General features: G+C 72.1%; 21 protein-coding genes. 6 read left to right on the top strand and 15 right to left on the bottom strand.

What is annotated here, in order from left to right:
* Positions 1-118: 118 nt before the first annotated feature.
* From V1260_RS05940 to V1260_RS05950, 3 genes are all read right to left on the bottom strand, one after another.
* On the bottom strand, positions 119-1,345 hold the full coding sequence (locus V1260_RS05940) for a nucleoside permease (RefSeq protein ID WP_329745890.1): 1,227 nt from the start codon (positions 1,343-1,345) through the stop codon (positions 119-121).
* A gap of 218 nt (positions 1,346-1,563) precedes the next feature.
* Entirely contained in the window at positions 1,564-4,896 is a 3,333-nt protein-coding gene (locus V1260_RS05945) for a GH36-type glycosyl hydrolase domain-containing protein (protein WP_329745891.1), read from the bottom strand.
* Positions 4,893-5,966: a LacI family DNA-binding transcriptional regulator gene (locus tag V1260_RS05950; protein ID WP_329745892.1), complete on the bottom strand. Its 1,074-nt coding sequence runs from the start codon at positions 5,964-5,966 to the stop codon at positions 4,893-4,895. Before V1260_RS05950 ends, V1260_RS05945 begins: the two co-directional genes overlap by 4 nt.
* Before the next feature lie 227 nt (positions 5,967-6,193).
* Between V1260_RS05950 and V1260_RS05955 the strand changes: the two genes are divergently transcribed.
* A complete protein-coding gene (locus V1260_RS05955) occupies positions 6,194-8,566 on the top strand; it encodes a beta-galactosidase (RefSeq protein ID WP_329745893.1) in 2,373 nt (790 codons plus the stop codon).
* A gap of 164 nt (positions 8,567-8,730) precedes the next feature.
* On the opposite strand, the gene V1260_RS05960 is transcribed toward V1260_RS05955, so the two are convergent.
* From V1260_RS05960 to V1260_RS05975, 4 genes are all read right to left on the bottom strand, one after another.
* Complete coding sequence (locus tag V1260_RS05960) at positions 8,731-10,806, bottom strand: ABC transporter ATP-binding protein (RefSeq protein WP_329745894.1); 2,076 nt, start codon at positions 10,804-10,806, stop codon at positions 8,731-8,733.
* Position 10,807: 1 nt separating this feature from the next.
* Entirely contained in the window at positions 10,808-11,875 is a 1,068-nt protein-coding gene (locus V1260_RS05965) for an ABC transporter permease (RefSeq protein ID WP_329745895.1), read from the bottom strand.
* 1 nt (position 11,876) lies between these two features.
* The gene (locus V1260_RS05970; protein ID WP_329745896.1) at positions 11,877-12,863 is read right to left on the bottom strand and encodes an ABC transporter permease; all 987 of its coding nucleotides are present in this window, start codon (positions 12,861-12,863) and stop codon (positions 11,877-11,879) included.
* 63 nt (positions 12,864-12,926) lie between these two features.
* Positions 12,927-14,612, bottom strand: a complete 1,686-nt coding sequence (locus V1260_RS05975; RefSeq protein WP_329745897.1) for an ABC transporter substrate-binding protein — start codon at positions 14,610-14,612, stop codon at positions 12,927-12,929.
* Positions 14,613-14,926: 314 nt separating this feature from the next.
* Between V1260_RS05975 and V1260_RS05980 the strand changes: the two genes are divergently transcribed.
* Entirely contained in the window at positions 14,927-15,727 is an 801-nt protein-coding gene (locus V1260_RS05980; protein ID WP_329745898.1) for a hypothetical protein, read from the top strand.
* Here V1260_RS05980 and V1260_RS05985 read toward each other — a convergent pair.
* The 5 genes from V1260_RS05985 to V1260_RS06005 all read right to left on the bottom strand — a co-directional run bounded on the left by V1260_RS05985 (position 15,713) and on the right by V1260_RS06005 (position 20,306).
* Positions 15,713-17,092, bottom strand: coding sequence for an aminotransferase class I/II-fold pyridoxal phosphate-dependent enzyme (locus V1260_RS05985; RefSeq protein WP_329745899.1), 1,380 nt, complete (start codon positions 17,090-17,092; stop codon positions 15,713-15,715). The genes V1260_RS05980 and V1260_RS05985 overlap by 15 nt on opposite strands.
* Before the next feature lie 10 nt (positions 17,093-17,102).
* A complete protein-coding gene (locus V1260_RS05990; RefSeq protein WP_329745900.1) occupies positions 17,103-17,903 on the bottom strand; it encodes a hypothetical protein in 801 nt (266 codons plus the stop codon).
* A gap of 78 nt (positions 17,904-17,981) precedes the next feature.
* Positions 17,982-18,968 carry an IS481 family transposase gene (locus V1260_RS05995; RefSeq protein WP_329745901.1) on the bottom strand — a complete coding sequence of 329 codons (987 nt, stop codon included), beginning with the start codon at positions 18,966-18,968 and terminating at the stop codon, positions 17,982-17,984.
* Positions 18,969-19,111: 143 nt separating this feature from the next.
* Positions 19,112-19,498: a VOC family protein gene (locus V1260_RS06000; protein WP_005180136.1), complete on the bottom strand. Its 387-nt coding sequence runs from the start codon at positions 19,496-19,498 to the stop codon at positions 19,112-19,114.
* A 10-nt stretch (positions 19,499-19,508) separates the two neighbouring features.
* Positions 19,509-20,306: a helix-turn-helix domain-containing protein gene (locus tag V1260_RS06005; RefSeq protein ID WP_158494305.1), complete on the bottom strand. Its 798-nt coding sequence runs from the start codon at positions 20,304-20,306 to the stop codon at positions 19,509-19,511.
* A gap of 295 nt (positions 20,307-20,601) precedes the next feature.
* Here V1260_RS06005 and pdxS point away from each other — a divergent pair, with 295 nt between their 5' ends.
* Together pdxS and pdxT are read left to right on the top strand one after the other, a co-directional pair.
* Positions 20,602-21,525 (top strand): pyridoxal 5'-phosphate synthase lyase subunit PdxS, encoded by a 924-nt coding sequence (gene pdxS, locus V1260_RS06010; protein WP_329745902.1) that lies wholly within the window; start codon positions 20,602-20,604, stop codon positions 21,523-21,525.
* Positions 21,526-21,566: 41 nt separating this feature from the next.
* Positions 21,567-22,193, top strand: a complete 627-nt coding sequence (gene pdxT / locus V1260_RS06015) for a pyridoxal 5'-phosphate synthase glutaminase subunit PdxT (RefSeq protein WP_329745927.1) — start codon at positions 21,567-21,569, stop codon at positions 22,191-22,193.
* Between the two features lie 105 nt (positions 22,194-22,298).
* Here pdxT and V1260_RS06020 read toward each other — a convergent pair whose 3' ends face one another.
* A complete protein-coding gene (locus V1260_RS06020; RefSeq protein ID WP_329745903.1) occupies positions 22,299-22,793 on the bottom strand; it encodes a flavodoxin domain-containing protein in 495 nt (164 codons plus the stop codon).
* 189 nt (positions 22,794-22,982) lie between these two features.
* Between V1260_RS06020 and V1260_RS06025 the strand changes: the two genes are divergently transcribed.
* Positions 22,983-23,528, top strand: a complete 546-nt coding sequence (locus V1260_RS06025) for an AMIN-like domain-containing (lipo)protein (RefSeq protein ID WP_329745904.1) — start codon at positions 22,983-22,985, stop codon at positions 23,526-23,528.
* Between the two features lie 263 nt (positions 23,529-23,791).
* Here V1260_RS06025 and V1260_RS06030 read toward each other — a convergent pair whose 3' ends face one another.
* Together V1260_RS06030 and soxR are read right to left on the bottom strand one after the other, a co-directional pair.
* Positions 23,792-24,421, bottom strand: a complete 630-nt coding sequence (locus tag V1260_RS06030; protein ID WP_329745905.1) for a superoxide dismutase — start codon at positions 24,419-24,421, stop codon at positions 23,792-23,794.
* 175 nt (positions 24,422-24,596) lie between these two features.
* Positions 24,597-25,085 (bottom strand): redox-sensitive transcriptional activator SoxR, encoded by a 489-nt coding sequence (soxR, locus tag V1260_RS06035; RefSeq protein ID WP_329745906.1) that lies wholly within the window; start codon positions 25,083-25,085, stop codon positions 24,597-24,599.
* Between the two features lie 236 nt (positions 25,086-25,321).
* Between soxR and fdxA the strand changes: the two genes are divergently transcribed.
* A complete protein-coding gene (gene fdxA, locus V1260_RS06040) occupies positions 25,322-25,639 on the top strand; it encodes a ferredoxin (protein ID WP_329744830.1) in 318 nt (105 codons plus the stop codon).
* Positions 25,640-25,688 lie beyond the last annotated feature (49 nt).

A 25,688-nucleotide genomic window follows, 5' to 3' on the forward strand; every position in this document is an offset into this window, starting at 1 on the left:
GTAGGGTATGGAGAGCGGGAGGCGGATGGTGCGGCGACTACCGCCCATCCCCCCCCCCCCCCCCCCCCCCCCCCCCCCCCCCCCCCCCCGGCAGGTCAGGGTCGCCGGAGTCGCACGATCATGCTGCCTCGACCTCGGCCCCCGCGCTCTCCCGCTCCCGGAACAGGCTCGCGAAGAACAGCGCCACGCCGACCGCGAGCGCCGCGGGGATGAGCCAGATCGTCCGCCAGGCATGGCTGCCGTCGGCCGCGAGGAAGGCGTCGACGATCGGCCCGGAGAGGAGCGAGCCGATGAGCAGGCCCACGCCGTAGGTGGCGAGGGAGATCAGGCCCTGGGCGGCGCTGCGCACGTGCTTGGGGGCGAAGCGGTCGGTGTAGATCTGTCCGGCGACGAAGAAGAAGTCGTAGCAGACGCCGTGCAGCAGCAGCCCGATGATCACGAGCCACAGGAGCGAGCCGGCGTCCCCTACCGCGAACAGGGCATAGCGCAGGGCCCAGGCGAGCATGCCGATGAGCAGCGTCCACTTGATGCCGAGGCGCTTCAGCATGAGCGGCATGATCAGCAGGAACGCCGCCTCGGAGAGCTGGCCGAGGGACTGCACCGCGGCCGCGGACCTCACCCCGATCTCGTTGAGGTAGAGGTTGGTGAAGTTGTAGTAGAACGCCAGCGGGATGCAGATGAGGATCGAGGCGAGGAAGAACACCAGGTAGGAGCGGGTCTTCAGCAGTGCGAGGGCGTCCAGGCCCAGCACGTCGCGCACGGTGGCGCGGCCGCCGGCAGACTCGGGCGGGGTGTGCGGCAGCGTGAAGGCGTACACGCCGAGCACGGCGGAGCCGATCGCGGCCATGACGAAGGTGTTCGCGAGCGCGTCGCCCGCCTCCCAGCCCAGCCAGCCGATGAGCAGCCCGGCCACGATCCAGCCGATCGTGCCGAACACGCGTACGCCCGGGAACTGCTTCTCGGGACTGCGCATGCGGCGGAAGGAGATCGAGTTCGCGAGCGCGAGGGTCGGCATGAACGAGACCATCGCCAGCAGGGCGAACACGAAGAACGCGCCGAAGGACTCCTGGCGCCCGGCGAGGAACAGCATCGCGGCGCTGAACAGGTGCAGCACGCCGAGGATGCGCTGGGCGGCGAAGAAGCGGTCGGCGATGAGCCCCACGATGAACGGGGCCAGGATCGCGCCGAGCGACTGGGTGAGGAAGGCGAGGGCGATCTGGCTGCCGGTGGCCTGCAGGTCGGTCGCGAGGTAGGTACCCAGGGTGACGAACCATCCGCCCCAGACGAAGAACTCCAGGAACATCATCGTCGAGAGCCGGACGCGGGTGAGCGGGTCGAGGTCCATGACCCGTGAATCTATCCCGGCCCGCTCCCGCGCGGGGAGGGGGAAGGTCGGGGCGGCGGGAGGGGGAGAGTCGAGCTCGCTGCTGAAACTCCGGGCCTGGCGTGACCTCACCGCCCCACAGGCCTTCAGGTCACGCCACGCGCGGAGTTCCAGCAGGCTGAGCACCCGACCGAGCAACCGGCGGCCACCTACCGCACCCGAACCGCCTCCGCCGAGCCTCAGCCGGTGACCACCTCGAGCACGGCCCCGGGCCGCACCAGCGCCCGGTCGAGCCCCACGCCGGCCGCGCGGTAGCGGCGCTCGAGCGGACGGGCCGCCGCGAGGTCCACCGCCTCTCCGTCGACGCGCAGCTCGCGCACTCCGCAGCCGGTCTCCCCGCGGCGGAATCGGACCGTGAGCAGCCCGCCGTCGTAGGGGATCTCCGCCTCGGCGCCGTCGAGCGCGCCTGGCAGCACCGGATCGACCTCGAGCCGTCCGGCCCGGGCGCGGAGACCGAGCACGTCCTCGACGATCATCCGCAGCAGCAGCCCGGGACCCGAGGAGTACACGCGCCAGCCGCCCTCGAAGTCGACGGTGCCCTCGCGCATCCGGGCGCCCTCGGCGGCGGCGGTCGCCCGGTCGGGGAAGACCGCGTCGGAGCTCGAGAAGTAGCAGGTGGACTGGCGGATCCGGGCGGAGTCGACACGGTCGGAGAGCCCGATCGGCACGGCCTTCAGCAGCTCGGTCCAGGCCCGCTCGGGCTCGCCGAGGCGGGTGAGCGCCTCGACGTAGCGCAGGTGGGCGTGCATGTACATGAGCCCGATCTCGCGGCCGAAGAAGGTCGCGGTCTCGGCCCGCTGGAAGACCTCCATGACGCCGCCGTGGTAGCCGACGGGCCGGTCGAAGAGGTGGATGCCGGTGGGTCCGGTGAGGTGCGCCTCGAGCAGGTCGAGGTGGTGGCGGGCCTGCTCGGTGGTCAGCAGCTCGTCGGCGAGGGCGTGGATGACCTGCAGGGATCCTCGCTGGAGGCCGGTGGTCTCGTCACGCGGGTGGACGAGGTGGCGCACCTCGCCGTCGTGCAGATGGGCGTATCCGGCGAGCTCCCCGTCCACGAGCAGCAGCTCGGCGAAGGCCTCGGCGGCGCCGTCGGCGAGGCCCTGGCAGCGGGCCGCGAGTGCGGCGACCTCCGGGTCGGCGCTCGGGTTCGCGTGGGCGGTGAGGGCGGCGGCGAGGTGGCCGAGTGCCTTGATCTCGAGCTCGGTGGTCCAGGTCGAGCAGAGGCTCGCGGCGAGCGCGGGGCTCGCCGGCTGGAGGGAGTCGTTCCAGTCGCCGTGCCCGTAGGCGGGCAGGCGCGGGTCTTCGGTGCGCTGGCGGGAGATGTGCTCGACGGCGCGCAGGGCGTGGTCGAGCACGCTGGTCGGCTCGCCGAGGCGGTCTGCCCCGACCCAGCCCGCGGTCTCCGCGAGGATGCTCGCGTCGCCGGTGACCTCGAGGTACTCGGCGAGGGCGAGCAGCGGCCAATAGACGACGTCGCCGTGCGCGTCGCGAAGGCCGGGACCCGCGTACCCGGGGAGATAGTCGAACCACTGCGGCCAGGTGCCGTCCTCCTGCTGGGCGCCGAGCACGGTCAGCAGGGTGCGGCGCAGCTCGGCCGGCTCGTCGGTGGCGAGCAGCAGGCCGACAGGTCCCTGGCACACGTCGCGCGTGCCCCAGGCGCCGCCGGTGTACTGCTCGAGGCCGCGCGGGGAGCGGAAGTGCACGGAGGCGTTCTGCGCGAGCCAGGCCAGGGTCTCGCCGACGGCGGCGACTTCCAGCTCGGCGGCGGCCGACGGGGCGGTCGTGTCGGTCGCCGCGGTCGCGGGGTCGCCCGCTGCCGACGGGGCGGCCGACGCGGCGGTCAGTCGCGGCAGGCGCGGTCGGTAGGGCTCCACCTCCGCGTCCGCGCCGGCTCGCCCGAGCAGCACCTGCGCCTCCCGCGCCGCGCCGAGGGCGACGGTGCGCAGCCGCGAGTCGCGGGCGACGGCGTCGGAGAAGAGCGCGGAGTCGTCCGCGATCTCGAGGCTCTGCCCGTCGGCGGCGGCCTGCAGGGACAGCTCCTCGCTGCCGTCGACGAGGAGCAGCAGCTCGCCCACCGCGCCCGTGGTGGTCACCGTGAGGCGGACCGTGCCGGGCAGGGCGACCTCGGCGCGCACGCGCACCGTCGCCTCCGCGGCTCCCGCCGCCCCGTCGGCCGCGACGTACAGCCAGGTGCAGACCTCCTCGCCCACGGACCAGGCGGTGGGCAGACCGAGCAGCTGCCAGTCGCCGCCCACGGCGCGGCGGAGCAGGCGGACGCCGCTGGCCCGCTCGAGGCCGAGGTAGGAGCGGCGCACGCCGGTCAGCTCGCCGCTCGAGGCGTGGCCGATCGTGAGCTGCGAGCAGAACACTCCCCGCATCCAGGCGGTGGAGGCGACGACGTCGAGGTCCGCGGCGGCGCGCGCGTGGACCTGCTGGATGTGGCCGTGGGGGCGCAGCACGGCGCGCTCCTTCGCGGCGGCGACCACGTGACCGGCGGTCCCGAAAGCGGAGAGGACGGCGCCGCGGTCCTCCTCGAGCAGGCGCAGCGCGCCGCCGGCGAGCGCCTCGAGATCGATGCGGGTTGCCTCGCGCACGGGCAGCTCGGCGGCGGTCGCGAGGAGGCTGCGGGGCACATCGGTGCTGCCGGCGGTGGTGTCCGCGCTGGGCGCAGCGGCCTCCGCAGTGTCCGACGGGGTCTCCCCCTCGAGGACCCGCTCGCGCAGGGCGTCGACGAGGGCGGCATCGGCCGCGGTGGTGGCCGCGGGGTGGTCGGCGACGACCGCGCCCCAGAACACCGTCGACCAGCTCTCACCGGGGCCGAGGGAGACCGCCGCGGTGCGCAGCGCGGCGAGGGTGTGCTCGTGCTGGAGCCGCTCGGAGGGCAGGTCACGGGCGGGATCGAGGCCGGCGCCGGTGCTCTGGTTGAGGAGCTGGAGGGCGTCGGTGCCCCACTGGGCGACGGGGGCGTCGGCCCCGATCACGGCCCAGGGCACCTCGCCCGAGGGCATGTTCTGGCGCACGGCGAGCGCGAGCCCGGCACCGTCCGCGCCGTGGCGGACGGGGCTGAGGTCGAGGTACTGGGCGACGTACTGCTCGTTCCGCCGGACGGCGTCGCGCGGGGTGAGCGCCGCGTCGAGGGTGTGCAGCAGATCCACCTCGACGACGGTCCCGCGGTCGTTGCGCACGGTGACGCTCCAGGACCAGCCCTCGCCGGCCGCAGCGAGGCGGGCGGTGACGGCGAGGCCGGCGGGGGCGCTCTGCACCGTGCCGTCGGCCGCGCGGACACCCAGCACGGCGGGGCCGGTGAGCGGCGCGGTCATCTCCCAGGCGGAGGCGCCGACGGGGCGGACCCGCAGGTGCACGCCCGCGGGCCCGGACTCGGCGGGAGTGGCCGGGTACTGCAGCAGGCTGAGCGACCCGGCGTCGAGGCGGGCCGGATCGCCAGCGGGGGTCAGCTCGAGGGCGATCGGCAGGGTGCGCGTCGCGTGGGGCGGGGCGGTGGTCGTGGAGGTCATCGGGTCTCCTCGGGGAGGTCGGGGGAGGTCTCGGGGCCGCTGGGGCCCGGCGTCGCGCAGCCGCAGCTGCCGCGGTGGACGATGCGGGAGTCGAGGACGACCGGCTCAGGATCGGGGTCGGCACCGTCGACGAGGGCGGCGAGGCGGCGGGCGGCGAGCGCGCCCAGCTCTTCGACGGGCTGGGCGACGGTGGTCAGGCCCGGGCGCACGTAGCGGGCGGCGTGCACGTCGTCCCAGCCGACGACGGCGATCTCTCCGGGCACGTCGACGCCCTCCTCCTGCAGCTGGTGCATGACCGCGAGAGCCAGCTGGTCGTTGCCGCAGACGATCGCGTCGAGGTCGAGGCCGTCGGCGACGATCTCGCGCGCGATCTGGGTGCCGGACTCGTCGACCGCGTCGGCCGCGAAGGTCGTCACGCTCTCGAGCCCGGCATCGCGCAGGGCGCTGAGGTAGCCCGTGTAGCGGGCGCCGATGTCGGAGTCCGGCTCGGGCCGGCCCAGGAAGGCGATGCGGCGGCGACCGGCCTCGACCAGGTGCCCGGTGAGGCGGGCGGCGGTGACCTCGTTCTCGGTGAAGAAGGCGTCGCGACCGGGGATGCGGCCGCGGGCGGCGGTGACCACGGGCCGACGACGGCCGATCTCCGCCACGAGGGCGTCGTCCGCCGCGCTGCGGGACATGAAGGCGATGCCGTCCACCTTGCCGGCGAGCTGGCGCACGGCCCGTTCCGGATCGGTGTCGGGGCCGGTCAGGAGGATGACGACGGACAGGCCGAGGTCGCTCGCGGCGGTCTCGAAGCCCACCAGCACGGCGGCGTAGTAGGGGCCGTCGATGCCGGGCAGCACGAGGCCGAGCGCGTTGGTGCGCCGGCCGGCGAGGGCCCGGGCGGATCCGTCGGGGACGTAGTTCAGCTCGCGCGCGGCGGTCAGCACCGCCTCCCGGGTGCGGGGCGCGACCTTGTCGCTCCCGGCGAGCGCCCGAGAGACCGTCGCGGTGGAGACGCCCGCGCGTTCCGCGACCGCGTAGATGGTGGCGGAGCCCCGCTCGGACCTCTTCGTCGTCTGCCTGCTCATGCCGTGCGCCTTCCTGCTCGACCTCGATGACCGTCCGGCCCGCGTCGACCGCGACCCTCTTGACCCCCGCCGGGAGGGTCCTCGACGCGCCCGGCCGTGGTGGATATGCTTGTGCCCCAGAGGTGCAAGCGCTTACATGTCTTCACCGTAGACGCCGGCCGACGCCGCGTCCACCCGACAGCGGGCCCCCGGCCCGACCCCCGACACCGACGACGGGATGTCCCCGAATGCTCACCATCGACCGCCGCCGCCTGCTGATCCACGGAGAGCCGCGACTGATCCTGGCCGGCGAGATCCACTACTTCCGCGTGCCCCGCGAGCAGTGGGCCGCGCGCATCGCGCAGCTCGCCGAGTCCGGCGCGAACACCGTGGCCAGCTACATCCCGTGGGTCTTCCACGAGCTGCCCGACGGCACCCTCGACCTCACCGGCGCCACCCGCCCGGAGCGGGACCTCGCCGCCTTCCTCGACCTCTGCGCCGAGGCGGGGCTGTGGTTCATCGCCCGCCCCGGCCCCTTCCAGATGGCGGAGCTGAAGAACGAGGGCCTCCCCTACCGGCTCTACACCGAGCACCCGGAGATCGTGCCCGTCGGCTGGGACGGCGCGCCCGCGCCGAGCCGCACCGTCGACTACCTCGCCCCCGCCTTCCTCGCCGAGGCCGACCGCTGGTATGCCGCGGTCATGCCGCTGCTCGCCGAGCGGCTGATCCAGCACGGCGGCCCGATCATCTCGGTGCAACTGGACAACGAGATCGGCATGCTCGCCTGGGTCACGAACTCCCCCGACCTCACCGACGATCTCCTCTCCGACCTGCGCGGATGGATCCGTGAGCACCGCGCGGACGCCGCCGGGACGTACCCCGCGCTCGAGGAGGACGACGCCGCCTGGGCCCGCGCCGTGCGCAGCCCCGAGGAGGCCTGGGCGGGCGCCCTGCGCGTGGACCTGACGCGGTTCCTGCGCGGCCGCTTCGCCCGCTACGTCGACCATCTGCGCGCAGCCGCCGAGTCGCACGGCGTGCGTGATGTGCCCTTCCTGATCAACATCCACGGCACAGAGCAGGGCTCCGCGCTCGGCATCAGCCAGCTGGTCGAGACCTACTCCGGCCGACCCGGCTACCTCTCCGGCTCCGACCACTACGCCGGGGACATGACCCTCGACGTCACGACCGACATGTACGTGCTGAACGCCTTCCAGCAGGCGGTCCACGACGACGACCAGCCGCTGACCTCCCTCGAGTTCGAGGCCGGGACCGGCGACTACGGCGACGGCATGGAGCGCCTCGCCGAGCCCGCCACCGCCGACCTCAAGAGCCGCCTGTTCGTCGCCCAGGGCAACCGGATGCTGAACTACTACCTCTTCGCGGGCGGACACAACCCGCCGCTCGACGAGCCCGTCGGCGACGGCAACGACCGCCTCGCCTTCACCGGGCGCCGGCACGGCTTCGCGGCCCCCGTCGGCCCCGAGGGCCAGGCCTCCCCGACCCTCGCGCCCCTCGCCGCGGCCATGCGCCAGCTGGCGCTGCACGAGCGGCACCTCGCGAGCGCCGTCGAGGAGCTCGACGACCTCGCGCTCGGCCTCGTGCTCGACTCCTACGCGACCGAGCTGCGGCATCCGGACAGCGAGGTCATGGGCGAGATCGTCCGGGACCTCGAGCTGCACCGCGGGCCCGGCCAGCGCAAGGCCCTCGCCCGCTCCGCCCTCTTCCAGGGCTACCGCTTCGACGCGGTCGACGTCGCCTCCCCCCGACCGCGGTCGGGCGGCGCGGGACGGAGCGTCCTCATGCTCGCCTCCTCGCGACACCTCGACCCGCACGTGCAGCAGCAGCTCGCCGATCACGTCGCCGGGGGCGGCGGCCTCCTGCTGCTGGGCGTGCTGCCCGAACGGGACCTCGAGGGCCGGCCCTGCCGGATCCTCGCCGACTCCCTCGGCCTCAGCGCCGCGCCCGTGCGCCACGACTCCTCGCGCTTCCACCCCTCGGTGCACTGGACCGAGGATCGCGCGGTGCTCGATGAGACACGGGTGGGCTGGTTCCAGGAGCTCTCCGGTCCGGACGCCCGGCCGGTGCTGACCACCGTCGACGGCGAGACCTGCGGCGTCGAGGTGCGGCGCGGCGAGGGCCGGGCGATCCTGCTCGCCGCGGGTCTCCCCTCGCACCTGGGCCTGTTCGGCCACGCCCTCGAGCGTCTCGGCGCTGTGCCCGGGCTGCGCCTGCGCTCGAGCGTCCCGGGCGTCGTCGCCACGACCACCCGCGACGAATACGGCGGCCGCATGCTCCACCTGCTGAACGTCACCGGTTACCGGCCGGACGTCACGATCGAGCTCGACGGGGAGCGGATCGACCTCCGCCCCGCCCCGCACACCGGCTACCTGCTCGCGCGCGGGCTGGACGTGGGCCGCGCCCGGATCGAGGAGGCGAACGCCGAGCTCACGGCGATCTCCGACGAGCAGCTCTCCTTCGCCGAGCCCGCCGGGGAACGGCTCCGGGTGGTGCTCCGGACCGACGCGCCGGTCACGGCCGACGGGCCCGGCGCCCGCGCCGCCCGCTCCGGGCAGAAGGTGCTGGTCACGGCCGACGGCCCGGTGAGCGTGCACATCGGCTGAGGGGGGCTCCGGGCAGGCCCTGCTGAAACTCTGCGCCAGGCGTGACCTCACCGCCTGTGGGGGCTTCAGGTCACGCCACACGCGGAGTTTCAGCAGCCGGCTCCCTGCACCCAGCAGTCCGTCAGCACAGCGTGCCCCCGGGTCCGGCGCGCCCACCGCGGAGATCACGGCTTGTAGAGGTCGGCGAAGGGGTTCGGGATCGCCTCCAGCAGCTGCCGCGTGTACTCGTCGCGCGGGGTGCGGATCACGTCGATCGCTTCCCCGTGCTCGACCACGCGGCCCTGGTTCAGCACGATCACGTCGTCGGCCAGCATGCGGGCCGAGAGCAGGTCGTGGGTGATGTAGAGGATGCCCACGTCGGAGTCGGCGACCAGGCGCTGGAGCAGCTCGAGCACCTCGGCGCGGATCGACACGTCGAGGCTCGAGATCGGCTCGTCGGCGATGATCAGCTCCGGATCGGCGGCGAGCGCCCGCGCGATCACCACGCGCTGACGCTGCCCGCCGGACAGCTCGAAGGCGTGCCGGGACCGGTAGCGGCGGGCCGGGGTGAGGGCGACCCGTTCGAGCAGCTCGTCGATCGCCGCGCTCAGCTCCGCCCGCCCCATGGAGCGGTGGTTCTTCAGCGGCCGCGACAGGATGTACTCGAGCGTCTTGTTGGGGTTGAGCGACGAGTAGGGGTCCTGGAACACCATCTGCACGAGGGAGCGGTAGCCGCGCAGGGCGCCGCCGCCGAGGGTGCCGACGTCGAGCGGGCCCTCCTTCGCGTGGAACGTGATCGTGCCCGTCGTCGGCCGGTCCACGCCCGTGATCATGCGGGCGAGGGTGGACTTGCCCGAACCGGACTGGCCCACGAGCGCGGTGACCATGCCGCGGCGCAGCTGGAAGCTGACGTCGTCCACGGCGAGGGTCTCCCGCGTGCGCAGGCCCTGCCGGGACTGGAACACCTTGGTCACCCCGTCGACCTCGAGGAACACCTCGCCGCGCAGCGCCTCCTTGGTGTCCGCGACGGTCTTCTCGAAGGCGGGTCCGGCGAAGCGGACGGTGCGCGGCGGCAGGCCCTCCGTCTCCGGCGCCTCACGCTGCAGCCGGGCCACGTGGCAGGCCGCGCGGGGCGGGGTCCACGTGCCGTGGGAGTCGAGGCGCAGGCCGGTGACGGCGTCGTCCTTCCGCAGCGTCGGCATCTCCAGCAGCTGCGGGGCATCGGTCAGGCACTGCGCGATCTTCTCCGGGCAGCGGGGCGCGAAGGGGCAGCCGGTCAGCGGCTGCGAGAGGTCCGGCGGACGCCCCGGCACATAGGTGATCCGCACCGTCTCCTGGCGGGGGTCGCCGTAGGAGCCGAGCAGGCCCTTCGTGTAGGGGTGCAGCGGCTCGCGCAGCAGGTCATCGGTGTCGTGCTCCTCGACGATCCGCCCCGCGTACATCACCAGGATCCGGTCGGAGAGGTCCATGACGGTGCCGATGTCGTGGCTGATGAACAGCACCGCGAAGCCCTGCTCCGCCTGGAGCTTGCGGACCCCTTCGAGGATCGAGCGCTGCACGACCACGTCCAGGCCCGTGGTCGGCTCGTCGAGCAGCACGAACTTCGGGTCGTTGACCAGGGCGAGCGCGAGGTTGACGCGCTGCTTCATGCCGCCCGAGAGCTCGTGCGGATAGGCGCGGATGAAGCGGTGGTCGATGAGGACCAGGTCGAAGAGCTCCTTGATCCGCTCGACCACCTCGGCGCCGCGGCGGGAGGAGTGCAGCTCGATCGCGTCGCGGAACTGGTCCTCGACGCGCACCACCGGGTTCAGCGAGTTCATCGAGGACTGGAAGACGGTGGAGATGTCCCGCCAGCGGTAGGGGCGCAGCTCCTCCTGGCTCATCGCGGTGATGTCCCGACCGTCGAAGCGGATGGTGCCGCCCGTGATCCGGCCCGGCTTCTCGGTGAGCCGTAGCAGGGCCGTGCCCAGCGTCGACTTGCCCGAGCCGGACTCCCCGATGAGGCCCACGAACTCGCCGGGACGGATCGAGAAGGAGACGTCCTGCACGGCGTCGAGGGCCGGGTGGAGCTTCGGCTCGTAGCGGACGGTGAGGCCGTCGACCTCGAGCAGCGGGGCGTCGGGGGCGGGGCGGTTCTCGGCGAGGGCGGGGAGGTTCTCGGCAGGGCCGGTGCGTTCACGGCCGACGGGGGCCGCGGTCGCGTCGGCGCCGCCGACGGTCGACGCGGGCTGGTGCTCGTTGTTCTCGGCGTGCTCGCTCATGTCAGCCGTCCTCTCGCAGGTGCGGGTTCGAGATGAGGTCGATGCCGAAGTTGATCAGGGTCAGCGCCATGATCAGGCCCGACAGCGCGAGGCCCGGCACCAGCAGCCAGACCCACAGGCCCTGGGCGAGGGCGCCCTGCAGCTGCGCCTGGTAGAGCATCGTCCCCCAGGAGATCGACTCGGTGTTGCCGAGGCCGAGGAAGCTCAGCCCCGCCTCCGCGCCGATCGCCCCGGTCGCGGCGCCGAAGAAGCCGGCGGCCACCAGGGAGGTCATCTGCGGGAGGATCTCGCGGAAGATGATCGTGGGGGTGCGGTCCCCGGCGAACTTCGCCGCGGTGACGAAGTCACGGTGACGCAGCGTGATCATCAGCGAGCGCTTGGACCGGGCGGCGCCGGCCCAGGAGATGATGCCGATGATCAGGATCGTGAACCACACCGAGCGGACCTCGGAGTAGGCCATCAGGGTGATGATCAGCGGCAGCGTCGGCACCACGAGGGCGACGTTGGTGACCAGCGAGAGCACGTCGTCGATCCAGGTGCCCTCGAAGTAGCCGGAGGTCAGGCCGATGATCAGGCCGAGAATGGTGGCGAACAAACCGCCGAACAGGCCGACGATCAGGGAGACCCGGGTGCCCCAGATCAGCTGGCTGAAGATGTCCGCGCCCTGGGTGGTGGTGCCCATCCAGTGCTCCGCGCTCGGCAGCAGCACCGGCGCGAATGTCGTGTCGTCGCCGCGGTAGGGCGCGATCAGCGGGGCCGCGAGCGCGATCAGCACGTACAGGCCCAGCAGCACGATGCCGACGCGGGCCTTCTTCGAGGCCCAGAGGATCTGGAACCAGGAGGGGCCGTGGTCGATGCGGTCGGTCTGCTCCGCCTCGGCGAGGGCGAGGTCCGTCAGAACGCTCGCGTCGGCCGTCGCGGCCGACGCCCCGGGCAGCGGGGCGGGGTCGCCCGCCGGGGAGGCGCCGGCCGCCGGGCCGGAGCCGCGCTCGTCGGCCGGGCCGGACCCGCGCGCCCCGTCGGCGCCGGAGCCCTCCGGGCGGGGGTGGACGTCGTCGTGGTCCGCCATGTCAGGCCGCCTTCCGGGCTCGGGGATCGAGGACGCCGTAGAGCATGTCGGCGAGGAGGTTCGCGATCAGCGTGCCGACGATGGTGAACAGCAGCAGCGCCTGCAGCAGCGGGTAGTCCTTGCCGGAGGCGGCCTGCTGCATGAGCCGGCCCATCCCCGGGTAGTCGAAGGTGGTCTCGATGAGGATCTGCCCGCCGAGGATGCCGCCGAGCGCCATCGCGAGGCCCGTCACCGAGGGGAGCAGGGCGTTGCGGGCCGCGTAGCGCATCGCGATCTGCTTGTCCGGCACGCCCTTCGCGCGGGCGAGGCGGATGTAGTCCTCGCCGAGGTTGAGGATCATCGTGTTGCGCATGCCGAGCACCCAGCCGACCGGCCCCAGCAGCATCAGCACCGCCGCCGGCAGGATCGAGTGCAGAACCGCGTCCCCGAGGAACTCGAGGTTCCAGCCCGGCATCGACGCCTCGTAGCCGCCCGAGGTCGGGAACCAGCCCAGCACGTAGCCGAAGACGAACAGCAGCAGCAGGGCGACCCAGAAGGACTGCAGGGTGCCGATGAAGGTCGAGCCGAGCGTGACCACCGAGTCGAAGGGCGAGTTGCGCCACCAGGCGGCGAAGGCGCCCAGCACCGTGCCCAGCAGGAAGGAGAGCACCAGCGTCACCCCGACCAGGACCAGGGTCCACAGCATCGCCCGCCCGATCACGTCCGTCACCGTCGCCGGGAAGTACGTGTACGAGTAGCCGAAGTCGCCGCGGGCCAGCTGGCCGAGATACGCGAGGTACTGCTCGAAGAGGTTGCCCTCGGGCTGGCCGAGCATGATCCGCATGGCCTCGATGCGGGCCGGGTCGATCTCGGTGTCACGACCGGAGATCTGGCGGATCATCAGCTCGGCGGGATCGCCGGGCTGGAGGCGGGGGATCAGGAAGTTCAGCGTGATCGCCGCCCACAGGGTGAGCAGGAAGTAGCCGATCCTGCGCAGGAAGTACTTCACGGTGCGCTCCGTTCCGGGTCAGGGCACGGCCGGGGCGGGGACCTCACACCCCGGCCGCGCGGCTCAGGAGGCGCTCGGCGGCACCAGGCGGGTGATGATCATGAGCATCTCGGAGTTGGTCCCGTAGGGGTCCTCCTCCGAGGGCCAGCCCTCCGCCTTGTCGGTGCGGTAGATCATCCGCGCCGGGGCGTAGAACAGCGGGGTGACCGGGTACTTCGTCATCATGATCTCGACGAGCTGACCGGTCAGCTCCTTCTGCGCCTCGGGGTCGGTCTCCCCCGAGAGCTGGGCGATGATCTCGTCGGTCGCCGGGTCCTCCCAGCGGCCCACGTTCGCCTTGACGGTGTCCTCGGTGGGCACCTGGTCCGAGGAGAGCTTCGAGCCCAGGTTGCGGGCCACCTCGCAGCCGCCGTGGAGGTACTCGAGCAGCAGGTCGAAGTTGGTGTCCTTCTTCGCCTGGTCCACGGCCTCGGGCGGTGACGTCTGCACCGAGGCGTTGATCTTCATGGTCTGCAGGTTGCGGACGATCACGTCGGCCGCCGCCTGGTAGTCGATCCAGCCCGCCTGCACGAGGAACTTCGGGGCGAACGCCGAGCCGTCCGGGAGGGTGCGGAAGCCGTCGGCGCCGACGGTGTACCCCGCGGCATCAAGCAGCTCCTCCGCCTTCGCGGTGTCGAAGGGCAGCACGGTGTCCTGACCGGCGTAGGCCTCCGGCAGCAGGTTCTCGGCGTAGGGCAACTTGAGCCCGGTCTGCGAGGCGGGGGCCATCACCGAGTAGGTCGCCTTGGCGCTGATCTCGTCCTTGTCGAGGCCTTGCGAGACGGCCTCGCGGAACTTCTCGTCGTCGAACGGGGCCTTGGTGAGGTTGTAGGTGAGGACCGTCGAGCCGGCCGGGGCGTACCAGAAGTGGTTCAGCTCCGGGTCCTTCGCGGCGAAGGCCTGCTCCGGGTTCGGGATCTCGCCCCAATAGGCGTCGAGCTCGCCCGCGGCGAGCTTCAGCGCGGCGTTGGTGGCGTCGTAGTTGCCCTCGAGGATGAGCTCCTCGATGAGCACCTTGTCGGCCTGCCAGTAGTCCTCGCGGCGGGTGAGCTGCAGACGGCGGCCGTTGTAGGAGCCGAGGGCGAAGGGGCCGGTGCCGACGGGGGCCTCGTCGACGTACTGGGTCGGATCGCCGACCTCCCCCCACACGTGCTGCGGCATGATCTTCGCGGTGATCAGCGAGTCGAACTTCGCGGCCGCCAGGCCGGAGAAGCTGATCACGACGTCCTGGCCCTCGACCTCGACCGACTCGGCGGGGGCGCCGAAGACGTCGGTCCACAGGCCGATGTCGTCCGCGCCGGGGTACTCCTTGCGCAGGTTCAGGGTGAAGGCGACGTCGTCCGGGGTGAGGGGCTCACCGTCGGACCAGGTCACGCCCTCGCGGATGGTGAACACCAGGGTCTGCTCGTCGCGCCAGGCGAACTCGGTGGCGATCCACGGGACCACCTCGCAGTTCATCGAGCTGCGGATCATCAGCGGCTCGTAGAAGTAAGTGCGGGAGGTGACGTTCGGGGCGAAGGGGTTGAAGTTCGCGATGCCGGCGACGTTCTCCGCGACCTCGGACGGGAAGGTCAGCTGCGGGATCGTGGTGCCGTCCCCGGCGGGTGCGTTCCCGCCCTGGTTGGTCTGGATCCGGCCCGAGCAGGCGACGGTGCCGGCGACGAGGGCGGCGGCCAGCGGGCCAGTGGTGAGGAGGGTCCTTCTCTTCATCGAGTGCTCCTGAGATCGTGCCCGGCGTCCATGGGCAGAGGGTCCGCGCCGGAGGGTCTGCGCGGGTCGGTGGGGTGAGGCGATGGTGCGATCGGCGGGGAGAGCGGACCTCTTCATCAGTGAGCGAGGTCACTCCCCCGGGGAACGAGCACCCATGTTAGCGCTTACATCACGGATGTCAACGCTTACATCGCGGTCTGGACCCCCGGCACGGGAAGGGCGGCCCCGCGTGGCATCCTCGACGATGACGCGGACCCATCACTCCATCGGCCCCGCTCGAGCCTCGTGACCGACGACCCGGGAGGGCACCTCCGATGACCGCGCACGACCCGGCTCTGCCTGACCACCTCGCGTCACTGCGCGGGCAGTGGATCGAGGGCATCGCCGTGGACGCCGACCGCACCCGCCTGGTCACCAGCCGCGGCGCCGTGCTCCACGGCCCCGCCGAACCCGGCGGCGCGTCTTGGATCGGAGGGGACGGCCTCAGCAAGGACGACGGCCGGCTGCTCGGCGCGGTGGTCACCGCCACGACGCTCGCCCCCGAGGGCGTCCTCACCCTGGTGCTCGCCGACGCCGACGGGAACGATCCGCTCCTCGTCGCGATCCGCGCCCCGTGGGTGCTCGCCCTCCCCCGCGGCGCCGGCCTCGCCGCCCGCGCCGACGGCAGGATCGACGTACGGGAGGGGTCGGGACCGGTCCACGCGACCGCGGAGGCGATGGGCGCCTGGACGGAGTCCGAGCCGTGCGCTGTCGAGCGCGCCGTCCTCGAGGCGGCGGAGGACGACTGGGTGAGCCCCGGCGACGTGGTCTCCGCCCTCCTGCGCGCCGGCGTGAGCACGGATGAGGAGATCGCGCGGCAGGGCATCGCCGTGCTCAGCCGGCTCCTCGCCCGCGGCGACCTCGAGGCCGGGTGGATCGAGGAGGAGGGCTTCCGCCCCGCCGAGGGCGCGCCCGCCGACGTCATCGAGCACGTCGCGACCGTCTGGCACGCCCTCGCTGGGATCGGGCGTCGGCCGGGCCCCGGGCAGATCGCCTGGTTCCGGATCCCGGAGAGCGCCGGGGGCTCGGACAGCGCCGGGGACCCCGACGGCGTCGGGGTCTCAGCCGGCTTCTGAGGCGTCCGGCTCGAGCGCCGCCCCCAGGTCGCTCGCAAAGCGCTCCGCCTCCTGGTCGCCCAGGCCGTGCACTGTCACGCGCAGGTGCCGGGAGGGCTCCGCGTCCGGAGCGAGGCGGAACTCATCGCCGGTGCGAACACGCCAACCCCGTCGGGCGAGCTGCGCGGCGACCTCGCCCGCGGGCCGCGGCAGACCCACCCACAGGCTCATCCCGTCGGCCGCCGCGACCTCGGCCCCGACCTCCCGTAACAGTGCGGCGACCTGCGCGTTCCGTGCCGCGTACCGATCCCCCGCCCGCTCGATGAGCGCCCGGGCGCCGTCCTCGCGCAGCACCCCGTGGGCGAGGCGCTGCAGCAGGTGGCTGACCCAGGTGGTACCGGGGCTGAGCCGCAGCGCGAGCCGGTCGGCGGTCTCGCCGTCACTCGCGACGACGGCGAGGCACAGGTCGGGCCCGAGGAACTTCGAGACCGAGCGCACCAGCGCCCAGCGCCTATGCCCTGGCCCGACCACCGAGCGGAAGGGCACGCGGGCGAGGAGCGAGTAGTAGTCGTCCTCGATGACCAGCACGTACGGGTGATCCTCGAGGACGGCGCGCAGCTCCTCGGCGCGGCGCGCGCTGAGCGAGACGCCCGTCGGGTTCTGGGCGCGAGGAGTGAGCACCACGGCCCGCGCCCCCGCCTCGAGCGCGGCACGCAGCCCGACCGGGGTCATGCCCTCCGCGTCGACGGGGACGGGCAGGGCCCGGTAGCCGGCGTGGCGGACGGTCTGGATGCTCGCCAGGAAGCAGGGATCCTCGAGGGCGACCGCGTCGCCGCGCACCAGCGCCTGGTCCAGCAGCCGCTCGATCGCATCGACGGCGCCGCTGGTCAGGGTGAGGTGCGCGGCCTCTCCATCCGGCACGTCGGGGGCGACCCAGTCCCTCGCCCAGGCCGCGAAGCCGGGGTCGATGACGGGCTCGCCGTAGAGCACGAGGCGGCCGACCGCCCCGGCGAGCGCGCGGGTGAGATCAGGGATGAGAGCGGGGTCGGGGTTGCCGGTGCCGAGGTCGCGGAGCGTCTCCGCGGGAACGTCGGGGGCGAGGGCGGCGAGCGCGGCCGCGTCGGCGAAACCCTCTTGCGCGGCGGTGCGGGTGCCCGCGATCCGGGTGCCGGCCCGGCCCTGGGCGATCACGGCGCCGTCGCGGGCGAGCCGCTTGTAGGCGGCGACGGCGGTGTTGCGGTTGACGCCGAGCTGTTCGGCGAGGGCGCGGACGGGCGGGAGCAGGTCGCCAGGGGCGAGCTCGCCGCGCTCGACGAGGCCGCGGACGCTCGCGGAGATCTCGGCGGCGGTGGCGCCGGTGATCTGTGCGGGCGAGGGGGTCTCCACGGGAGCGAGTCTAGGGCGGGCCCGGGGGCACGGGCAGTGTCGCGACCCGCCCCGCGAGCGCCCGGAACCAGCGGTGCTCGTACTCGCTGCGCTCGACGGCGAGCGCCGTCCGGCACCAGGCGAGGACCTCGTCGCGCTGCCATTCCCCCTCGCGGATGAGCCTGGGGATGACGGAGGCGTCCAGGCGCGGGCCCGGACCGGTGTCGTCGCGCTGCGCTGCCGACGCTCCCTTGATCCCCGGGGTCTCGAAGAGCCGCGGGAGCGTCGTGCGGAGGAGGACGGGGTGCCTCCGGAGGTAGGCCCAGGGCGAGGGCCAGGCAGCCCAGCAGATCAGAATCAGCACGGCGCCCTGCTGCGTGGGCGGCTCGACGAGTCCGGACTGCGCCCAGTCGAACATCGCCTCGATGCCGCGGTTGCCGTCCCAGGCTTTCGGGTTTGTGAGGAACCGCGTCGAGAACGCCTCTACGAAGGCGGGGAGGTCCTCCGGGAACAGTCTCGGGAGGTGGTCGCGCGCCACGGGCCCGTCGAAGGTGCGCTGCCGCAGCGCCTGGGGGAGCGAGGCGGTCGCGAGCAGCGCCGTCTGCGCCGCGTACCCGTGCCGGCCGCTCAGGGCGCCGCGCCACCGACCTTCGGGGTCCCGGGCCCCGGTCGGGGCGCCGAGGATCGCGTTCGCGCTCCACATGACGCTCCTGCGCAGCGCCGTGCGCTCCTGCGCGGGGAACGGTTCGAGCAGCTCGACCACAGCGTCATGGTCCCCTCGCTGGAGGGCGGCGAGGAGGGCCGAGGTCGCATCGGGGAGTGACTGGTTCATCGGCCGCTCTCGTGAGGGGGACGGTGCATGTCGCGCTGACATTCTTCCTCCCGGCGAGGGCGCATCTCCATTCGTCCACTAGGTGTACTGCCCGGAGACGTTGATCAATCGCGAGAAGGGCGGGAGGTTTCCGCAGGCCGTGTGCGGCCGGTGATGGTTGTAGTAGTGCAGCCAGTCGTCCAGCTCGCCCCGTCGTTCGGCTTCGGAGGTGTAGCAGCGGGCGTAAGCCCATCCGTCGGCCAGGGTGCGGTGGAAGCGCTCGATTTTCCCGTTGGTCTGCGGCCTGTAGGGCCGGGTGCGCTTGTGCCGGATACCGAGTTCGGCGCAGGTGTCGCGCCACAGGTGTGAGCGGTACGCGCCACCGTTGTCGGACAGGACCCGCTCGACGGTGACGCCGCGGGCGTTGAACCACTCGACGGCTCGGACCAGCACGGCGGTGGCAGTGCGGGCGGTTTCGTCGTCGTGGATCTCGGCATAGGCGACGCGAGAGTGGTCGTCGATGACGGTATGGACGTAAGCCATGCCCATCAACGGGTCGTAGTGCTTGTTCTTCGGCTTGTCGGGTGTAGCGGCCCGGTTCTTGTCGCCCTGTCGCCGCCCGACGTAGCGCCATCCTCCGCCGTCGGGAATGTTGCCGAGCTTCTTCACGTCGACGTGCAGCATCGAACCTGGGTGATCGTGCTCGTAACGGCGCACCGGTTCTCCCGTGGCGCGGTCGACGTGCGACAGCCGGTTCAAGTGCACGTCTGTAAGGATGCGGTGGACCGTGGACGGGGCTATCCCAAGTCGGCTGGCCAACTGCACCGGCCCCTCCCGTAGTCGCAGGCGAAGACGGACGCAGCGCCTGGCAGTCTGCTGGTTGGTCTTGTTCGGTGAGTAATGCGGCCTGGATGACCTGTCCTGCATTGGCTCGCCGGTGCGGTAGCGGTCGGCCCAGCGCTTCACCGTGGGCCAGGAGACCTGGAACCTGGCGGCGACCTGGCTGATCGGCCAGCCGTCATCGACGACCAAGCGGCCGACGATCAGGCGGTGGCGAGGGGTGAGAGCGGCGTTCGCGTGGGACATGACGAGGCCTTCCTGGGGGCATGCGCCGCCCAGGAAGGCCAGTTGCCGCCGCGGGCGGCGAGATTGTGTGGGTCAGGGCTCATTGAGATGTGCACGAACTCGTGAGCCGTGGCACATGACGGTGTCGAGGGGTGTTCCCCGGCTCAGGCTCCTGGGTAGGAGTCGAGGTTCCACCAGTGGCCATCGAAGTCAGCGACACATGCGTTGCGCCCTCCGTGGGGGGCGTCGTTGGGCTCCGTGACGGTGGTCGCGCCGTGTGCCAGGGCTGCGGCGAAGAGGCTGTCCACGTCCTCATCACTGGCGACCACCAGGTTGCAGATCCCCGGCCCGTAATGCGGGTCATCGTCCCGAACAGAGCCGAGCATGATGCCCCCGTTGTCACGCCAGGCAAGTTGCGCATGGGCCACCAAGGTCGCGTCATCAGGATCCCGCACGATCATGGCGGTGGTGAAGCCGATGGCTTGGAGGAAGTCGATGCCTCGATCGGCGTTCGTATAGCGCAGGCAGTGGAACAGCTGTGGTGTCGTCATGGCTCTAGCCTCACGCCGGAAGCATGTCGGTGTCTTGAAGCAATGGGAAATCGTCCTTCGACTGGCGCAGCGTCCATCCAGTCATCGACTTCCATTCCCGGGACAGGTGCGGTTGGTCGCTGTAGCCGGCCATCGCCGCGACGTCCGAGGGCTGGGCGCCACGCTGGACCAAGTCTTTGGCATGGGTGAAGCGAGCGATGCGCGCCACCTGCTTGGGCGAGAGACCGGTCTCGAGGTCGAACAGGCTTGAGAGCCGCCGTCTGGACAGGCCAACGTCCTGAGCCAGGCCGGAGATGGGGATCGTGCCTCGGGTCCGATGGATCCGCGCGAGTGCCTCGACCAGGTCTGCGCGCGGTGCATGAGGATGCTGCTCGAGCCTCTTGGTGAGGAATGCCGCCAAGAGGTGGAACCGTCGTGGCCACGTTGACTGCCGCAGCTGGTCGAGCAGGTGCCTGGGCCACGAGAGATCATTTACATCAACCATCGAGCCGGCCAGTTCCCCGGCCGGCAGCCCGAGAAGCCGACGGGTCGAGAGCGGGTGGAGCGACAATTCGAGGCCCTGCTGGCGTCCCCTCGACTGGATCAGAGCCGGAGTGGTGTGCAGGCCGGAGACTAGTACGTCACAGAGATGCCGCGCGTCGCCATGAAGCCAGCCACAGTCGATGGGCTCTCCGAGCGACAGCACCACCGTGACGCCCATCGAGGGAACCCCGTGGTGGACGGTGTCGGTACTGGTGAAGTCGTACCCCACCCAGGAAAGGAGATGGGGGCGCAACCCTTGCGGGATAGCTGGCTGCCAAACGGGCATGCACCCACCCTAGGGAAGCCCCGGCCCAGAAACAGTCACTTGTCTGACGACCACTGTGGTGTCGCTACACGACCGCCAGGGCCGTGGCGGCTCGATCAACGTCTCCGGGCAGTACAACTAGGCGGCGTCACGGCGCGGGATTTGGCAGGGAGCACGGACCTCGCACCCTCGCGGCCCTCTCGTGACCACTCCCGCCACCCCGTGCTACCTTTTGGCCTAGATCAAAGTGGTGCAGGGAGGGGCGACGCGCACGGAGCGTCGGCCCGCGCCGCGCGAGCGACGAAGGAACACAGCTGTGACCAGTGACGTCACCCCTGCCCCCACCTCCTCCCCCGCTGCCGCGGCCGGCACCGGCACCGTCAAGCGCGGTCTCGCCGAGATGCTGAAGGGCGGCGTCATCATGGACGTCGTCACCCCCGAGCAGGCGAAGATCGCCGAGGACGCCGGCGCCGTCGCCGTCATGGCCCTCGAGCGGGTCCCCGCCGACATCCGCGCCCAGGGCGGCGTCTCCCGCATGAGCGATCCCGACATGATCGACGGCATCATCGCGGCCGTCTCGATCCCCGTCATGGCGAAGGCCCGGATCGGCCACTTCGTCGAGGCGCAGGTGCTGCAGGAGCTGGGCGTCGACTTCATCGACGAGTCCGAGGTGCTCTCCCCCGCCGACTACGTCCACCACATCGACAAGCACCGCTTCACCGTGCCCTTCGTATGCGGGGCGACGAACCTCGGCGAGGCGCTGCGCCGCATCACCGAGGGCGCGGCGATGATCCGCTCCAAGGGTGAGGCCGGCACCGGCGACGTCTCCGAGGCGACGAAGCACATCCGCACCATCACCGCCGAGATCCGGGCCCTCGCCGCGCGCTCCGAGGACGAGCTCTACCTCGCCGCGAAGGACCTCCAGGCACCGTACTCCCTGGTCAAGGAGGTCGCGGAGGCCGGCGCGCTGCCGGTTCCGATGTTCACGGCGGGCGGGGTCGCGACCCCGGCCGACGCCGCGATGATGATGCAGCTGGGGGCCGACGGGGTGTTCGTCGGCTCGGGGATCTTCAAGTCCGGCGAGCCCGCGAAGCGCGCGGCCGCGGTCGTGAAGGCGACGACCTTCTTCGACGACGCCGCGGTCATCGCCGACGTCTCGCGCGGGCTCGGCGAGGCGATGGTGGGCATCAACGTCGCCGACCTCCCCGCCCCGCATCGCCTGGCCGAGCGCGGCTGGTGAGCGGCGCGCCCCTCTCCACGGCCTCCGGGTCCAGTGCCACCGTGCCGTCGGCCGGCACCTTGTCGGACGGTGCCCCCGGCACCGGCCTACGGATCGGCGTCCTCGCCCTGCAGGGCGACGTGCGCGAGCACCGACGGGTCCTCACCGCCCTCGGGGCGCAGGTCGAGACGGTGCGCCGCCCGGCCGAGCTCGCGGCCGTCGACGGCCTCGTCATCCCCGGCGGCGAGTCAACGGTGATCGATCGGCTCGCCCGGCTCTCCGGCCTGCACGAACCGCTGCGGGCAGCGATCGCGGGCGGGCTGCCGGTGCTCGGCACCTGCGCGGGCCTCATCCAGCTGGCGGAGCGCCTGCGCGACGGCGGCCCCGGTCAGGAGACCTTCGGCGGACTCGACGCGACCGTGCGGCGCAATGCCTTCGGCCGGCAGACGGAGTCCTTCGAGACGGACCTGGTGGTGCCGGACCTCGAGGGTCCGCCGGTGCGGGCGGTGTTCATCCGTGCGCCGCTGATCGAGGAGCTCGGACCGGCCTCGCGTGCCGTGGCGACCCTGCCCGACGGCCGGATCGTCGGGGCGCGGCAGGGCGCGGTGCTCGGCCTCGCCTTCCATCCGGAGTCGGCCGGGGAGACTCGCTTCCACGAGCTGTTCCTGGAGTCCGTCCGCCGACGGTGAGTCCGGCCAATGGCGGGGGTTCCGGCCGACGGCGGGAGTCGTCGAGGGCGCTTCCGGCCGACATCGGGACCCGTCGGGGCGCCAACCCCGTCGGCCGTCCCGCGATCAGCCGCGCAGCAGCGGGGCGATCTCGACGGCCCAGGCGGCAGTGGCGTCGAGGTCGCGGAAGTCGCCGGTGGGCGTGCGCATCGACCGCAGCAGCAGCTGCTCGTGCGCCGGGATGCGGTCGAAGAGCACCCACCCGGGCAGGTTCCGCGTGGCGACGGGCGTGAGCGGGGTCTGCGCGAGGAAGCGGTCCAGGGCCTTCTGCCGACCCTTCTTCGCCGGGTCCGAGGCGGAGCCGGAGCAGGTGAACAGGGCGAACGGCGCGGCGGCGAGGGCGTCGGCGTGGCGCTGCGTCCAGCGGACGAAGCTCTTCTCGAGGCTCTCGGCCCGCACGGCGGAGCCCGCGACGACGGCGCTGTGCGCCCCCGGGTCCGGGTCGTCGGCGATGTCGGCGGCGACGGCGTGCAGGCCGACGCCGACGAGTGCCTCGGCGATCGTCTCGGCGAGGGTGCGGGTGGCTCCGGAGTGGGTCGCGTAGGCGACGAGCACGGTCATGGGCCCCATCGTGCCAGGGGCCGACGCCCGCCCGCGGGACCGAGGACCCTCGCCCGTCGGCGCCGTTCCCGCAGGTCACGATTCGGTGGTCATGACCGACTGGTCACTGGATCCGGCATTCCGGGCGGAGGATGATGCGTCCACGGCCGCTGCCGTCCGGGCCGCGACCGGGCCACGAAGGAGGCAGCCATGAAGAGGTTCCTCACGGTCCTCGCGAGTCTCGCGCTCTTCGTCGGTCTGGGCATGACCGCTCCGCTCGCAGCGGATGCCGCACCGTTCTGCGGCATCACCTGGGGGTCCCTGCAGAAGACTCGGGCCGGCATGTCCACGGCCCCGCTCACCGACCTGCGCACCGGCCGACACGCCTGCTATGACCGTCTCGTCGTCGATCTCGACGGCGCGGTCTCGGGCTACTCGGTCCGGTACGTCAGCGCGGTGCACCGTCCCGGCTCCGGGTCCGTCGTCCCCCTCGCGGGAGCCGCGGACCTCGAGGTCGTGATCCTGGCCCCGGCCTATGACGACCGCGGCCGTGCGACCTACTCTCCCGCCCGTCCCAACACCGCCGTGGGCGTCTCGGGATACACCACCTTGCGGCAGGTCGCCCTGGCCGGAAGCTTCGAGGGCGAGACCACGATCGGCCTGGGCGTCCGCGCCCGCCTGCCGATGCGGGTCTTCGTCCTGCCGGGTCCCGATGACGGGTCCCGGATCGTCATCGACGTCGCCCATCGCTGGTGAGCGGACGACCTCGCTGACCCCTCCCCGCGCCGCTCGGCTCGGGGCTGCTGGAATTCCGCGCCTGGCGTGATCTCACCGCCCCACAGGCCCTGAGGTCACGCCACACGCAGTCTTTCAGCAGGAGCAGCAGGGACCGGGCCGCAGAACCCCGGTCACAGAAGTGGCCGGCTCCGGACCGGGCGTCACCGGCGGCGGAGACCCCCGGAACACACGAAACGGCCGGCCCCTCCGGAGAGGGACCGACCGTCCGACGGCAGAGCCGATCAGGCGCCGGGCACCACGATCGTGCTCGCGTTCGCCCGCGCGTTCTCGAACCGCGCCTGGACATCCGCCCAGTTCACGATGTTCCAGACCGCCTTCACGTAATCAGCCTTCACGTTCTGGTAATCCAGATAGAACGCGTGCTCCCACATATCCAGCTGGAACAGCGGGATCGTCGCCACCGGCACCCCGTTCTGCTGATCGTAGAACTGCTCGATCACCAGGTTCCCGCCAGCCGGCTCATACGCGAGCACCGCCCAGCCCGAGCCCTGGATCCCCAGCGCCGCCGCGGTGAAGTGGGCGCGGAACGCATCGAAGGACCCGAAGAACTCATCGATCGCCGCCGCCAGCTCACCGGTCGGCTTGTCGCCGCCCTCCGGGGAGAGGTTCTTCCAGAAGATCGAGTGGTTCGTGTGACCACCGAGGTTGAACGCGAGATCCTTCGACAGCTGGTTCACCGTGCCGAAATCGTTCGCCTCACGCGCCGCCGCCAGCTTCTCCAGCGCCGTGTTCGCACCCTTGACATAGGTCGCGTGGTGCTTGGAGTGGTGCAGCTCCATGATCCGGCCCGAGATCGAGGGATCCAGAGCGCCGTAGTCGTAGTCGAGATCGGGAAGCGTGTAGTCAGCCATGGTCCGTCCTTTCGTGACGTCGATGGCTCGACCCTAGAAGTTCAAGCACGCTTCAGGTCAAGCGCCGTTCACCGTCGGCGGATCGGTCCCCGGAGCCGTCAGTCGATCCGCCCCCCGGACCGTGGGCCGATCCGTCGGCGGGACCCTCGGCCGAACCGTCGGCCGGGCCCGCCGCTCAGCTTTCCGCCGAGTCCTCGTCCTCGTCCTCGTCCTCCACGTGGAGCCGACGAGGCCCGGCACCGGTGGCCGCGAGGGCGTCGTCGGGGTTGAGCAGCGCGCAGGCCTTGAGGGAGAGGCAGCCGCAGCCGATGCAGCCGGTCAGCTCGTGCTCGAGCCGCTCGATGGCGCGTCGGCGATCCTCGAGCCGCGCCTTCCACCGGCGGGAGGCGCGCTGCCAGTCGGCATGCGAGGGGGTGGAATCCATGGGCACGTCGCCGAAGGCCTCGTCCACATCGGCCAGCGGCATGCCGAGCCGCTTCGCGACGGTGATGAGGGAGACGCGCCGCAGCATGTGACGGGGGTAGCGGCGCTGGTTGCCGGCGCTGCGCACCGAAGCGATCAGGCCCAGGTCCTCGTAGTAACGCAGGGCGCTCGCGGCGACGCCGGTGCGTCGGCCCATCTCGCCGATGGTCAGCAGCTCGTCCGGCTCGTGCGGGGTGTTCATCCGTGCCCTCCCTCCCCGGCCGGGGACGGCGGTCCGCCCCGGAACCTCAAGGATGCTGGAGATCCTAGCCGCCTGGCGACTCCGCGCAGAGGGTGCGGGCGCCGCCTACCGCCGTCCCGCCGCGCCCCCTCGCCCGTCGCACCCCCGACACGCCCGTTCACACGCGGCCTCCGGCTTGACCTCAAGGGCGCTTGAACTCCTACGCTCGCGGGTGGACTGTCGAGAAGGAGACCCCCGTGACCTATGTGATCGCCCTGCCCTGCGTGGACGTGAAGGATCGCGCCTGCGTGGACGAGTGCCCGGTGGACTGCATCTACGAGGGCACCCGGTCGCTGTACATCCAGCCCGACGAGTGCGTGGACTGCGGCGCCTGCGAGCCGGTGTGCCCGGTCGAGGCGATCTACTACGAGGACGACGTCCCCGACCAGTGGGCCGAGTACTACGACGCGAACGTCCACTTCTTCGACGACCTCGGCGCCCCCGGCGGCGCGGCCAAGATGGGCGTCATCGACAAGGACCACCCCCTCATCGCGGCCCTGCCCCCGCAGAACTGAGCCCACAGGCCTCAGCCCGTCGGCATGAGCCCGCACGCCTGAGCCCGCC

The sequence above is a fragment of the Brachybacterium sp. J144 genome, assembly GCF_036321705.1.
Lineage (GTDB): Bacteria > Actinomycetota > Actinomycetes > Actinomycetales > Dermabacteraceae > Brachybacterium.

Coding starts and splice junctions, on each gene's coding strand:
- V1260_RS06000 (WP_005180136.1), bottom strand. CDS start 19,498: ATGACGACACCACAGCTGTTCCACTGCCTGCGCTATACGAACGCCGAT.
- V1260_RS06025 (WP_329745904.1), top strand. CDS start 22,983: ATGAAGAGGTTCCTCACGGTCCTCGCGAGTCTCGCGCTCTTCGTCGGT.
- V1260_RS06005 (WP_158494305.1), bottom strand. CDS start 20,306: ATGCCCGTTTGGCAGCCAGCTATCCCGCAAGGGTTGCGCCCCCATCTC.
- V1260_RS05960 (WP_329745894.1), bottom strand. CDS start 10,806: ATGAGCGAGCACGCCGAGAACAACGAGCACCAGCCCGCGTCGACCGTC.
- V1260_RS05990 (WP_329745900.1), bottom strand. CDS start 17,903: ATGAACCAGTCACTCCCCGATGCGACCTCGGCCCTCCTCGCCGCCCTC.
- V1260_RS05955 (WP_329745893.1), top strand. CDS start 6,194: ATGCTCACCATCGACCGCCGCCGCCTGCTGATCCACGGAGAGCCGCGA.
- V1260_RS06020 (WP_329745903.1), bottom strand. CDS start 22,793: ATGACCGTGCTCGTCGCCTACGCGACCCACTCCGGAGCCACCCGCACC.
- V1260_RS05945 (WP_329745891.1), bottom strand. CDS start 4,896: ATGACCTCCACGACCACCGCCCCGCCCCACGCGACGCGCACCCTGCCG.
- V1260_RS05940 (WP_329745890.1), bottom strand. CDS start 1,345: ATGGACCTCGACCCGCTCACCCGCGTCCGGCTCTCGACGATGATGTTC.
- V1260_RS06030 (WP_329745905.1), bottom strand. CDS start 24,421: ATGGCTGACTACACGCTTCCCGATCTCGACTACGACTACGGCGCTCTG.
- soxR (WP_329745906.1), bottom strand. CDS start 25,085: ATGAACACCCCGCACGAGCCGGACGAGCTGCTGACCATCGGCGAGATG.
- V1260_RS05995 (WP_329745901.1), bottom strand. CDS start 18,968: ATGTCCCACGCGAACGCCGCTCTCACCCCTCGCCACCGCCTGATCGTC.
- V1260_RS05965 (WP_329745895.1), bottom strand. CDS start 11,875: ATGGCGGACCACGACGACGTCCACCCCCGCCCGGAGGGCTCCGGCGCC.
- V1260_RS05980 (WP_329745898.1), top strand. CDS start 14,927: ATGACCGCGCACGACCCGGCTCTGCCTGACCACCTCGCGTCACTGCGC.
- V1260_RS05975 (WP_329745897.1), bottom strand. CDS start 14,612: ATGAAGAGAAGGACCCTCCTCACCACTGGCCCGCTGGCCGCCGCCCTC.
- V1260_RS05950 (WP_329745892.1), bottom strand. CDS start 5,966: ATGAGCAGGCAGACGACGAAGAGGTCCGAGCGGGGCTCCGCCACCATC.